The organism is Dyadobacter sp. AC419, from assembly GCF_979253085.1.
Map to the genome: position 1 here is coordinate 16,873 of NZ_CEEDCD010000029.1, position 12,454 is coordinate 29,326.

General features: G+C 46.0%; 9 protein-coding genes. 3 read left to right on the forward strand and 6 right to left on the reverse strand.

Annotated elements, in window-relative coordinates; all coding sequences use genetic code 11:
* Positions 1-23 precede the first annotated feature (23 nt).
* From AC0IYG_RS28020 to AC0IYG_RS28030, 3 genes are read left to right on the forward strand one after another with little or no spacing between them, the layout of a single operon-like run.
* A complete protein-coding gene (locus AC0IYG_RS28020; RefSeq protein ID WP_471714390.1) occupies positions 24-1,943 on the forward strand; it encodes a RecQ family ATP-dependent DNA helicase in 1,920 nt (639 codons plus the stop codon).
* Entirely contained in the window at positions 1,940-3,367 is a 1,428-nt protein-coding gene (locus AC0IYG_RS28025; protein ID WP_471714391.1) for a DUF5723 family protein, read from the forward strand. The genes AC0IYG_RS28020 and AC0IYG_RS28025 overlap by 4 nt, the downstream gene beginning before the upstream one ends.
* 12 nt (positions 3,368-3,379) lie before the next feature.
* Positions 3,380-5,698: a CehA/McbA family metallohydrolase gene (locus AC0IYG_RS28030; protein ID WP_471714392.1), complete on the forward strand. Its 2,319-nt coding sequence runs from the start codon at positions 3,380-3,382 to the stop codon at positions 5,696-5,698.
* 725 nt (positions 5,699-6,423) lie between these two features.
* On the opposite strand, the gene AC0IYG_RS28035 is transcribed toward AC0IYG_RS28030, so the two are convergent.
* From AC0IYG_RS28035 to AC0IYG_RS28060, 6 genes are all read right to left on the reverse strand, one after another.
* The gene (locus AC0IYG_RS28035) at positions 6,424-6,738 is read right to left on the reverse strand and encodes a DUF6787 family protein (RefSeq protein WP_471714393.1); all 315 of its coding nucleotides are present in this window, start codon (positions 6,736-6,738) and stop codon (positions 6,424-6,426) included.
* Between the two features lie 9 nt (positions 6,739-6,747).
* Entirely contained in the window at positions 6,748-7,479 is a 732-nt protein-coding gene (locus tag AC0IYG_RS28040) for an RluA family pseudouridine synthase (protein ID WP_471714394.1), read from the reverse strand.
* Between the two features lie 27 nt (positions 7,480-7,506).
* Complete coding sequence (gene panB / locus AC0IYG_RS28045) at positions 7,507-8,325, reverse strand: 3-methyl-2-oxobutanoate hydroxymethyltransferase (RefSeq protein WP_471714395.1); 819 nt, start codon at positions 8,323-8,325, stop codon at positions 7,507-7,509.
* 41 nt (positions 8,326-8,366) lie between these two features.
* Positions 8,367-9,704: a murein hydrolase activator EnvC family protein gene (locus tag AC0IYG_RS28050; RefSeq protein ID WP_471714396.1), complete on the reverse strand. Its 1,338-nt coding sequence runs from the start codon at positions 9,702-9,704 to the stop codon at positions 8,367-8,369.
* Positions 9,705-9,800: 96 nt separating this feature from the next.
* Positions 9,801-10,535 carry a lipoprotein insertase outer membrane protein LolB1 gene (gene lolB1, locus AC0IYG_RS28055; protein ID WP_471714397.1) on the reverse strand — a complete coding sequence of 245 codons (735 nt, stop codon included), beginning with the start codon at positions 10,533-10,535 and terminating at the stop codon, positions 9,801-9,803.
* Between the two features lie 118 nt (positions 10,536-10,653).
* Positions 10,654-12,384: a tetratricopeptide repeat protein gene (locus AC0IYG_RS28060; RefSeq protein ID WP_471714398.1), complete on the reverse strand. Its 1,731-nt coding sequence runs from the start codon at positions 12,382-12,384 to the stop codon at positions 10,654-10,656.
* Between the last annotated feature and the right edge of the window lie 70 nt (positions 12,385-12,454).

Sequence of the window (12,454 nt, forward strand, 5' to 3'; positions counted from 1 at the left end):
CGCACTAGAACCATAAGAGTCTGATGACCGACCTTCACGCTGTCCTGAAACAATACTGGGGTTACGATAACTTCCGGCCTTTTCAGGAAGATGCCATCAAAGCAGTCCTTAACGGCATTGACACATTGGTGCTCCTCCCGACGGGCGGTGGTAAATCAGTGTGTTTCCAGGTGCCGGTGATGGCAACGGAAGGCGTTTGCATTGTGGTTACACCGCTCATTGCATTGATGAAAGACCAGGTGGAGCAGCTCAAAAGGCGAGGCATATCGGCTGCGGCGATCCACTCGGGCATGGGTAAAAATGAGATTGACATTGCGCTCGACAACTGCATTCACGGCAACACAAAATTCCTTTACGTTTCCCCGGAAAGGCTGCGCACAGACATTATGATCGCCAGGGCGAAGCAAATGGATGTTTGTCTGTTGGCAATAGATGAAGCACATTGCATTTCTGCATGGGGCTATGATTTTCGGCCCGCTTACCTTTTAATCGCAGAATTCAGGAAGCTTATTCTCGGCGTTCCGGTGATGGCGCTGACGGCAACCGCCACGGAGGAAGTGCGTGCCGACATTCTGGATAAGCTCGAAATGCGTAATGCACGCGTTTTCAAACAATCATTCGCCCGCGCCAACCTTTCCTATTCAGCATTTTCAGAAGAAAATAAGGAAAGAAAACTGCTCCAAATCTTAAAGAATGTATCCGGTTCGGCGATTGTTTATGTACGGACAAGAAAGCGCACAAAAGAACTCGCAGACTGGCTTAACAGGCAGGGAATCAGTGCCCAAAGCTATCATGCCGGACTTCCGTTCCGGGATCGTGGCGAAAGGCAGTCGGCCTGGATCAAAAATCAGACGCGGGTGGTTGTTGCGACCAATGCATTCGGAATGGGGATTGACAAGCCGGATGTGCGCGCCGTTATCCATTTTGACCTGCCCGACAATCTGGAAGCATATTATCAGGAAGCAGGGCGGGCCGGCCGGGATGAAGCGAAGGCTTATGCCGTGGCACTTTTCACCAAACTGGACCTTGAAGAGCTTTTAGAAACCGTTGAGCGGAAATATCCGCCGATGGAAGTTTTAAAGAAGGTTTACCAGTCGCTTGCCAACTATTATAAGATCGCAACCGGCAGCGGCGAGTTTGCTGCATTTGATTTTGACATTCAGCAGTTTACAGGCACATTTGGCCTGGCGGTGAATGAAACGCATTATGCCCTCAAACTGCTTGAAGAAGAGGGTTTTCTGCAATTAAGCGAGAGTTTTAATGATGCTTCGAAAATCCATTTCCTCGTCGATAACCGCCAATTATACGACTTTCAAATACGTTACCAGGAAATCGATTCGTTTATCAAGGTAATTCTGAGGATGTACGGAGGCGAGCTTTTCACAGAATATGTCCGGATATCGGAAAATGAAATCGGTCAGATCTTTTTTGCGCCTGAGGCAGAGGTGATTAAAAAGCTGAATTTTTTAAAAGAGCGTGAAATCATCGATTATGAGCCAAGGAAAAACAAACCGCAGCTTACATTCATGACCCCGCGCTATGACGCCGCTTTGCTGCCGCTAAATGTTTTTGAAATTGAGAAAAAAAAGAGCCGTGATTTGACAAAAGCGCAATCTGTGGCTCATTATGCTGCCCACACACGCATTTGCCGCACGCTGCTTTTACTCGAATATTTTAATGAATTTGACGCGGATGAATGCGGTGTTTGTGACATTTGCATCCAAAAGAAAAAGAATGAAACCCAACATCATGCAACATTAGACAATGCATTGGTGACTTTCCTGGGACAAACCGGAGCTGTCACGCCGAACGAACTTGGCAAGGCTTTTGAAGATGTTCCGGAAGAAGATTTTTTACAAACATTGCAGCATTTGATCAAGGAAGAAGTAATCCGGTACGATACGATCGGCAAACTGGCTTTAACTAACAAAACTCAACATTGAAAAACACTGTTTTTACCTTCGCACTATTATCCATTATTACAATTCAGGCCGCTTTTTCCCAGCAAATCCCAGGGATGCAATTCAGTAATTACGGTGGCTTGTATCGCGCAACTTACAATCCGTCCGTGCTGGGCGGCCCGAAACACAAGTGGCAGATCAACATTGGAACACTTGGCGGAAGCATTAATTACAGATATTTTAATTTTGTCGGGGAAAATTCGCTGTTGTATCCGCTGCTCGTCCCCCACTCCACCAAAGAACTCTACGGCCGTTCTCGCACAACCGGATCATTACTAAATGACGATCCGATTTACACCGTCAGTGAAATTCGCTGGCCGTCCGCATCGCTGGCCATTGGCAAATATCAAGGCATTGCATTGCAATTCAGGACGCGGGGTTTCGTACAAGGCAATAACCTCCCCGATCCCATTCAGACATTATATTTTCACAGACTGGACACCGGAAGCACGCCGCCTACAAACCAGGCCTGGGGAAATTTCAATTTAGTGCAGCAAAGTTTTTCAGATGTCAGCGTGTCCTACGGCGTTCAGTTGCTCGATCTGGATGCGCATAAGCTCCGCATTGGTGTGACCGGAAAACGCGTTTTCGGCGCACGGATCGGTTATTTGAATGGCTCAGCGGATCGTTATAGCATTCGTCCGCTGCCGGGCGTTGATGAAACCAGCGAATTGGTGATTCAAAACATTGCTTATGAAAGCGGTTACAGTGCGCCAAACAAAAAAATGCGAATCTCTAATCTGTTTAATTCTGATCAATATGGATCCGGTTGGGGTTATGATGTCGGTTTTTCTTATGAGTTGGGAAAATATTGGGGAAAGTCGAAAGAAGTGTTTGACGAGAGTCCGGAATATCTGATTCGCCTCGCTGGTTCTTTAACAGACGTTGGATCAATTCGTTACAGAACTAATCAAAGCCGGGCTATAGCAGGCCGCGAAGCGGAATCGATCATTGGGCAAAGCGAACTTGAAAATATAAGTGACAAAGGCCCCGAAGGTTTCATGACATTATTTCCTTCCGAAACCGACACAACATTCAGACGAAATGTTCAACTGCCGCAAGCGCTGCATTGGGAAGCGGACATTCAGCTGGTCAAAGGATTTTTCCTGAATTTATCTCAAACAAAAGCATACAAACGCAGAAACGATGCGTATCTCGATGCTTATCAGCTGAATGCATTTACGATTACACCGCGTTTTGAAGACGAAGATTCTGATTTTGCATTCCCGATCTCTTTCATCAAAGGCAATAACCGGCCGTCAATTGGCGCTGTCGGACACTTTGGGCCTGTTTTTCTGGGATTTAGCAATGTGAATGGTTTGTTGAAAAAAGGCGGTGCGAGAGGTTCTATGGTATATTTGGGCTTTACTGCCTGGAAACTTTACAGGAAAAAAGGAGAAGACTAGTCTTTCATGTATATGAAAAAGACAGCGCTTTTCTTGATCCAGTTTTTTATTCCAATCCTGCTGCTGGCTCAGCATCACAATCACGAGTCGGCGGGACATGTTACGGATGTTGAACCGCAGCCGTTGCTGGCGCAGGCCATGCGTTTGCAGGAAGCGCTTACTTTTTCGGGGAGTTCATTGTCGCCTGCGGATGCTAAAAGACTAAAAGCATTGTCTGACAAGCCTTTAACAAAGGAAACAGTTCTTCAAATACAAGAAATATTTGATCCTTACTGCCTCAACTTCGTTCACATTAATCCGGAAGGCCGTGTAAAAGTGCTGCGCGGACCAGCCAAGGCGACGCTTATCCAGGGCGGGTGGACGAGTTATCTGGTAAAAATTAATAATGAAGCGGGCATTACGGCAAAGCTCGAAGCGCAAAGCCCTAATGCTGCAAAACCATATCATTCCCCTTCTTTTGAGCCAAAAGTCAAAAAAGAGCATGAACTGACGCCCGGCCAGACCGCTAATCGTTTTGCTGAGATTCAGATTTATGCAAATCCGCCGCTGCAAGCGAATCTGACAGGTTTGAAATTAGAATACGCCATAGTGCAATTGTATTCCAAAGACGCTGGCCAGCGCGAGATAGAAGTTGCCTATAATGTGGGTCAGGGGTCGCAGGATCTGGGTTTCAGGAATTCGACGCACATTCTTTTTAATACAAAACCTGCGGTTAAGGTTAAATTTAATGTGCAGGATGTGGATGGCAAACCCACAATGGCTTCCTTCCTCATCACGGACGGACAAGCGCATGCATCCGGAAAGTTTTCGGGCATTTATCCGCTTCCATCGCGTCGTGTAGCCGCTTTTGACACTTATCCTGATTTCTTTTTTCAACCACAAATTTACCGGGCCGACGGTGAACACATTATGCTCCCTGCTGGAAAATACCAGGTTACTTACACCCGCGGCCCCGAATACATTAAGCAAACAAAAGAGATCATTGTCCCCGATAATAAGGATTCTGTCACGGTTTCATTCCAACTGAAGCGCTGGATTCAAATGACAAAACTTGGCTGGCACAGCGCAGATCATCACATTCATGCAGCCGGTTGCAGTCATTACGACAGCCCGACCGAGGGCGTGGATCCGAAAGACATGATGCGCCAGACGCTTGGCGAAGATCTAAATATGGCCGCTAATCTGGCCTGGGGGCCAAGTTGGTATCATCAAAAAACATTTTTTACAGGAAAAGATCACCCCTTGTCGAATGCAAAAAACATCATGCGCAATGATGTCGAAGTCTCCGGATTTCCGTCTTCACATTCAGGGCACATTGTTTTACTGCGCATTAAGGAAGATGATTATCCCGGCACGACGCAAATTGAGCAATGGCCAAGCTGGACGGCTCCGGTCTTGTCCTGGGCTAAGTCGCAGGGCGGCGTTGTGGGTTATGCGCATTCCGGCTGGGGTTTGCAGCCACTGGAACCCACGGACAAGCTGCCGAATTATGTAGTTCCAAAAATGGATGGGATTGGTGCAAACGAATACATTGTAACCGTGACGCAAAACCTCGTCGATTTTTTCAGCGCAGGAGACACGCCAGCACCTTGGGAATTGAACATGTATTACCACACTTTGAACTGCGGTTTCCGGCCACGCCTCAGCGGAGAGACGGATTTTCCATGCATTACAGATGCGCGCGTAGGGCAAGCAAGAAGTTATTTTAAGCCCATGGGTGCATATAATTATGATAATTACGTCGCCGCTCTTAAATCCGGAAGAAGCTACGTTTCTGACGGGAAATCGCATATTATGGACTTTTCGGTCAATGGTGAAGAAGCCGGCACGGACGACAGCGAAATTGCCGTTAAAGCCAATGACAAAGTTAATATTACTGCAAATGTCGCCGCATATCTCCCGCAGGAACAAGATCCGGCAGGTGAAAAGATCGCACAAACATCCATCATTTTGATGCCATATTGGGATATCGAACGTGCAAGGATTGCCAAATCAAGGAAAGTGCGGGTAGAATTGATCGTAAATGGCGAAGCAGTTGACACCACAGAAATCAACGCAGACGGCACAGTTTCCAATGTAAAGTTCTCCTATCAAATGCAGAAATCAGGCTGGGCCGCATTGCGCGTGTATCCAAGCTCACACTCGAATCCCGTTTTCATCAATGTTGATAACAAACCAATGGTTGAGAAGAAAAGCGCAACGTGGTGCATTGCGACATTGGATCAATGCTGGAAAATGAAAGAGCCCAACATTCGAGCAGAGGAAAAAGCAGCCGCCAAAGCTGCGTATGACCAAGCGAGAGAGGTTTATCAGGCCATTATTGATAAATAGATTGGAGGTGCAAGGCGTCATGGACGTTGTTACATGCCTCCGGCATTTTGCGTTTGCGTCTGATTCCTGTTCTACCAAGATGGCATGCCTCTGGCATTTGTGTTGGATGCTAATTTATGTTTCCTGCCAAACATGGCATGCCTCTGGCATTTGCGTTTCGATTTGAATCCGTTATATCAAAATGACACGCCTCTGGCATTAGCCGGCGCAAAAGCAAGTCGCTGAGCGACGTAATATTGGTAGAAAATAGTTAATACGAAAAAAATGTAAATCCCGGAGGGATGAAACGACGTGAACAACGCGCATCCTTACATGCCTCTGGCATTTTGCTTGGATGCTGATTCATATTTCCTACCAAGATTGCATGCCTCCGGCATTTGTGTTTCGATGTAATCCATGTTTATATCAAGACGATACATCTATGGCATTTGCCGACGCAAAAGCAAGTCGCGGAGCGACGTAATATTGGTAGAAAATAGGTGATACGAAAAAAATGTAAATCCCGGAGGGATGTAACGACGTGAACAATGCGCATCCTTGCATGCCTCCGGCAGTTGTGTTTGGATATGAATTAATGTCCCTACCAAGATGACACGCCTCGGCCTTAGCCAGCGCAAAAGCAAGTCGCGGAGCGACGTAATATTGGTAGAAAGTAGTTGATACGAAAAAAATGTAATCCCGGAGGGATGCAACGACGTGAAACAACGCCCGACGAAATCCTTCCTTTACATTCCGGCTTTTCTTCTCCGAAACAAGCTCCCGATTCGGGTGAACATTCGCTTTTCGAATTCCCAGAAAAACGTGAACTTGCCCCAGATCCAGCCCCAGGCGAGCAATATTACTTGATATAACGGCAGGATAATGAGAATGTTAACGCCCCAGCGAAGCCATGGTGGAGATTGCTCATTGATGCCAACCAATGAAAACAAACCACGCTTAACATACAAAACCGAAAACCCTGTGCACGCGAAAACAATAAGAATGATCAGGACGTCCCAACCATTCTTGACATTCCAGCGCTGTTTGAGTTTTTCGATCATTCGTGGACATTATTCGTAGAGAAAGTCCAAATGCTCAGGCTTGATTTCTTCCGTATCCAGTGTCAGGAATTCTTCCCAGAAAGGATCATTCGGGACGCCGGCTTTGCAGATAATCGGCTCTTTTTTAACAGGATGCTCAAAATACAGCCTCCTTGCGTGAAGATTAATGTTATTGTCCGGATTTCCTTTTGGATAGCCGTATTTCACATCTCCGCGAATGGGGCAATTCATAGACGCAAGCTGAACGCGGATCTGATGCGGCCTACCCGTTATAGGCGTAACTTCGAGCAAGTGGAATTTATTAAGCTCACCCAGCCAGCGGTAAGATAGCTCTGCGCGCTGTGTTCCGGGCTTTTCGTAATCGTAGGCAGTGGTCACATTGCGCGATTCGTCTTTGGAAAGATAATGCACTAATTTGCCCTTTTTCTCAGCCGGACGATTTTTCACAATTGCCCAATAGGTTTTCTGCACATCTCTTTTGCGGAAGATCTCGTTCATCCGCTCCAATGCTTTGGACGTTTTTGCAAAAACAACAAGACCGCTAACCGGCCTGTCGAGGCGATGCACGGTCCCAAGGAAAACCGCCCCTGGCTTTTCATATGTTTCCTTGATATATTCTTTCACCATATCGAGCAGACATTTGTCTCTCGTTACATCGCCCTGAACCAGAATGCCTGGCTCTTTATTGACGATAATCAGGTGATTGTCTTCGTATATGATTTGAAATGGTCGCTTTGCCATATAATTAGTTCTTTACTTTTAAAAAGGTCAGTACGATTCCTGATCATTAGGAAACGATTTGCCTTTCACATCTTTAATATAATTTGAAATTGCATCTGTCATCACGCCATTCAGGTCGGCATAACGGCGTAAAAATCTCGGCTTGAACTCCTTATTAATGCCCAGCAAATCGTGCAAAACAAGTATTTGTCCATCTGCATGCGGTCCTGCTCCGATTCCGATCGTTGGAATTGTCACAGTCTCGGAGACTTGTTTGGTTAATGAAGACGGAATTTTTTCCAAGACAACAGAAAAGCAACCCACTTCCTCCAACATCCGCGCGTCTTCAATCAATTTCTGTGCCTCAGCCTCTTGTCTCGCTCTTACTGTATAAGTCCCGAATTTATAAATCGATTGCGGTGTAAGGCCCAAATGACCCATAACCGGCACCCCGGCGCTTAATATTCTGGTAATGGAATCCTTGATTTCCAATCCACCTTCCAGCTTTACTGCATGCGCACCGGACTCTTTCATGATCCGGATTGCTGAGTTAAGCGCTTCGCGCGAATTGCCTTGATAGGATCCAAACGGAAGGTCAACCACAACAAGCGCCCTTTTTACGGCCCTTACCACCGATGTGGCGTGGTAAATCATCTGATCAATCGTGATCGGCAATGTGGTTTCATGTCCGGCCATCACATTGGAGGCAGAATCCCCTACCAAAATCAACTCTACGCCCGCAGTATCCACAATGCCGGCCATGGAATAATCGTAAGCAGTAAGGCAGGATATTTTTTCCCCACGGGTTTTCATTTCCTGAATAATGTGGGTTGTAACGCGTTTAATATCAGGAGTATGGATTGACATAATCTTATTGCGGTAAGGTAAATAATATGGCCGGATCCTGATTATCTGTGCATCAGCCAGCTTTCAGGATTAAGGCGCGATGTGTTTTTCCAGATCTGGAATTGCAGTTCAGAAGTGCCGTCCGTATCCGTCGCCACCCGTCCAATGTTCTCACGAGCTTTTACTTTTTGTCCGGCCCGTACGGTTACACCATTCATTTTGGCATAAATCGTCATATAATTACCATGCTGAATGGCTACAACATTGCCCATTCCTGGCATTTCTGTTACATCCAGAACCACGCCGTCGTAAACGGAACGCACTGGTTCTCCGGCAGTTGTTTGAATGTCAACACCCAGGTTATCGACCATTACGCCTTTCAATACAGCATGCGGACGCTGGCCAAAATGACCTGATACAAAGCCTTTTACCGGCCAGGGTAATCTATTTTGAGATGCTGTAAACGACGATGCCAATGTGGTTTCCTCTTCGCTCATTCCACCCGAAGTGACCGGCTCTTCTTTTTCCGGTTCAGCCACAACTGCAGCTTCTCCTTTTTTCTCCCGTTCGGCGTTTTCTCTTGCCAGCCTTTCACGTTCAGCCTTCCTTCGTGCCTCGCGTTCTTCACGTTCTTTGCGTTCACGTGCGATCCTTTCGCGCCTTTCCCGCTCCGCAATGCGTCGGATGTTCGCTTCCAGTAAGTCGGTTGCGCGTTTGTTTTCGGCTATTTGTTTCCTTAATTCGACTTCTTTTTGCGAAAGCTCCTGAATCACTTCATTTTGCTTCACTTTCAGGCCTTCCAGTTTCGTATTCTCCGTTACACGCGTATCCAGGACGTTTTTCTGCTGGTTTTGCTTCACTGTAATGCGTCGGCGCTCGGCCAATAACTGCGATTGCAATGCTTCAATTTCCTTAACCTGCCCCTGCCGCGCCTCGGTATACTGCTTCAAATATTTATATCTTAAAACAAACTGGTTGAATGTTCCCGAAGAAAAAAGGAAAACGAGCTGGTTAAAATAGACATTCCTTTTCGAGGCCTCGTAAATCATATGACCATATTCGGTCTTCAATTTGGCCAGGTTGCCATCCAATGTCTGCTTCTTTTTTTCGAGAACTTGAAGTTCTTTGTTTAAAAGATCGAGATCATCCGAAAGCAGGTCAATTTGCTTTTTGTAAGTGTTGATTTGCTGATTTAATGCCTTTAACTGGCCCAGGTTAACATTTTTTTGCGAAGAAGTCTGGCGCAAAATGCCCTGAATTTCCTTGATCTTATTCTGGTTTTCACTTTTCTCGCGTTCCAGCTGCTCACGCGTTTTTTGCGCATATGCGCCAAAGGACGCACAACAAAGGAACGTTATCAGTAATAGTAAGCGACGAAAATGCGGTTTTTGAAAGGGCATACAGTTAATTCTTGCGGCCAAAAGTCCTGGAAAGGCTGGCAAAGTTAAGCAGACTTAGGGTTTTTGCCTCATGATCTCAGTTTGACCTGCTGATTTTTACCTTTTTCGCTTGTAGGAGCTTGGGACACTAAATGGAAATCCTGGATTTTCGCTTACCAAATCAACCTTATTGTGCTTGATTCGCATGGTTGTATAGTTTACCTGCTGATCCTTCTGCGACTTAACATTCAGGTCGATCCGGCTGACAAAAGGAAATAAAAACGACTTCACTTCCTTGAAATCCTCATAGTCAAGCGTGAAAGTGTTTTGGGTAGGAACTTCTGTCGCCATTAACCGGGACAGTTTGAGATTGCTCTCGGCAACGTAATTGGACACTTCCAGGCGTTCGACGATTTGCTTTAAAACATAAAAGTCATTTTCCTTTACAAAACGGCCGTTTCCCGTTTCCGGAAAAGGTAAATTACCAATGATAACCGCTTGTAAAAGAGCAAAGTTGAGATCAAAATTGTATTGCTTGCTCAGCTGCTCGTATGTGAAAACAAAGTAATTCTTGTGGATTTTGTCCATAAAAACAATGGAATCAGGCGTGATCTTGCCTCTTGCAACTTCAAACCCCACGCCCGTCACCGAGAGCCAGATAATGCTGTCCTTTTTCATGCGGATATTGACATTGGTGTTATCAAAATCCTGCGTTTTGCTCTTGAAATCGACTTTCGACTTCGCTACCAAATAGTCAAATGATACGGTGTTGACCTTGATGGATTCGGGCTCTTTCTCTCCGGACGGCGCAGCAGCCGCGACTGTATCGGCAACTGCCGAATCAACTGACATTGGAGCCACATTTGCGAGCGAATTCTTTGTAACAGCTGTATTATTATTTTTTGAAGAACGTTGTTTGTGGCAAGATGAAAACCAGAAAAGGCTGAGGGCCAGCACACAAATCGTTATTTTATTGCTCATATAGTGCACCAGTCGCTATTTTTTTGTCAAGAAGTTCGGTTGTTTCTCCCATACTTTTGGCTTTTTTCCATTGCGCAACAGCATTGTCGCGCTCGCCAAGTTTGAAAAGTACATCTCCATAATGCTCAACAATCGTGCCACTTACCGCACTGCTGTCCATCATTGCTTTTTCAAGAAACTCCTTTGCTTTCTTATAATCTTTACGAATATATAGCACCCAGGCGTGCGTGTCCAGGTAAGTTGGATTGTTCTGATGATCCTGGACGAGCTTGGCAGACATTTTGAGGGCGAGATCAAGCTTTTCTTTCCGCAGTGACAAGAAATAGCTGTAATTGTTCAGCACATGATCATTATTCGGATCGCTTTTCAGGGAAAGTTCGTAAGACGCATCCGACTTTTCGTGATCTCCCAAACCATTGTAGGCATCACCCATTTGAGCATGGATCGCGGGGATCAGTTCCGGATGCTCGCCCATGAGTTTCAGGCTTTCCTCAAATGACGAAATCGCCTCTTTATACGATCGCTTCATGACTTTGGCAGCTCCGTTAAAATACCAGAACATGCCTTGATTAGGAAACAATTCTAATGCTTTCTCCGAATGAACAAGCATGCTATCGACCTGATTAAGAGCACCGTCCAGTTCAAGGATCGCCAGCCAAATCTGAAAAACGGATCCGTCTAGGTTAGCCGCTTTCATATAAATATTACGAGCTTCGGCTTTCTGTCCCTGGCGCATGAGCAAGTCGGCGTAAATGGCATTCGTGCGCGATTCATTGGGGTGCGTTTCTGCAAGCTGCTTGGCCAGCGATACGGCCTCGCCCAGCTCCTCGCCTGTTTTAAGCATGGTTAAATAACCAGACAAAACGCGGATTTTAGGATCTGCGTCGAGATTTGGATTAGCGAAAACGAGCCTTAATTCCTGATTGCATTTCTGGACATCGCCATTCCGCCGGTAAATGTCAGCCAGCAAAACGTGGGCTTGCGCCTCATCCGGATTGATTTTCAATGCTTCTTCCAAAGGCGTAACGGCCTCTACGATCCGCTCGTTCGCAATCAGCATTTCGGCCAATTCGACCAGATAACTCACCTCGCCGGGTTCAGCTGCAATCAGCTTTCTCGCTTCGCCAAGGGCTTTTTCCAGATTATTTTGTCTCAAATAAAGCTGCTCTTTCTGATGCGTGATCTCTTCGGTTACACCTAATGCTTTTTCTAAAACATTATAGGTTTCAATTGCCTTATCAAACTGATCATTAAAGACATACACCGCCGCCAGCTCAACACCATACTGAATATTCCCAGGATTCTTTTGAAGGAGTTTTTCGTAAATTTCTGCCGCTTCAGCGTATTTCCTGCGCTTGGCGTACAGTTCCGCTAACTGTTGTCCGTAATATATATTTTCCTTGTCCAGGTCATAAGCTTTCTTAGCCGACCCAATGGCGTCGTCAAATTTTTCAAGCTTAATCAATGCAGTTGCGAGCAAATAATGGCTCGCCGCATCATTGCTGCTCGATTCAACCAATTTTTGAAATATAGGCAGCGCGCGCTCGGGCTCATCCTTCATAATGAACTTCATGCCGTCGGCGGCCAGCGTTTCCTCTGCAAGCCGAAAGCTCGTATTTTCTGACTTTTCCGGCTGTTTTTCCTTTTCCTTATTACGACGCTGTGCTTCGGCAGGCTGAGCCACGAATGTGCTCGAAATGAGGCAGATAAGCAGGGTCAATTTGATATATTCAGTCCTCATATTTTTATCTAAACAAAGTCAGATCCGAAGAGGTGACAAGCCATTTTTA

Coding starts and splice junctions, on each gene's coding strand:
- AC0IYG_RS28035 (WP_471714393.1), bottom strand. CDS start 6,738: ATGATCGAAAAACTCAAACAGCGCTGGAATGTCAAGAATGGTTGGGAC.
- AC0IYG_RS28040 (WP_471714394.1), bottom strand. CDS start 7,479: ATGGCAAAGCGACCATTTCAAATCATATACGAAGACAATCACCTGATT.
- AC0IYG_RS28030 (WP_471714392.1), top strand. CDS start 3,380: ATGAAAAAGACAGCGCTTTTCTTGATCCAGTTTTTTATTCCAATCCTG.
- AC0IYG_RS28050 (WP_471714396.1), bottom strand. CDS start 9,704: ATGCCCTTTCAAAAACCGCATTTTCGTCGCTTACTATTACTGATAACG.
- lolB1 (WP_471714397.1), bottom strand. CDS start 10,535: ATGTCAGTTGATTCGGCAGTTGCCGATACAGTCGCGGCTGCTGCGCCG.
- AC0IYG_RS28020 (WP_471714390.1), top strand. CDS start 24: ATGACCGACCTTCACGCTGTCCTGAAACAATACTGGGGTTACGATAAC.
- panB (WP_471714395.1), bottom strand. CDS start 8,325: ATGTCAATCCATACTCCTGATATTAAACGCGTTACAACCCACATTATT.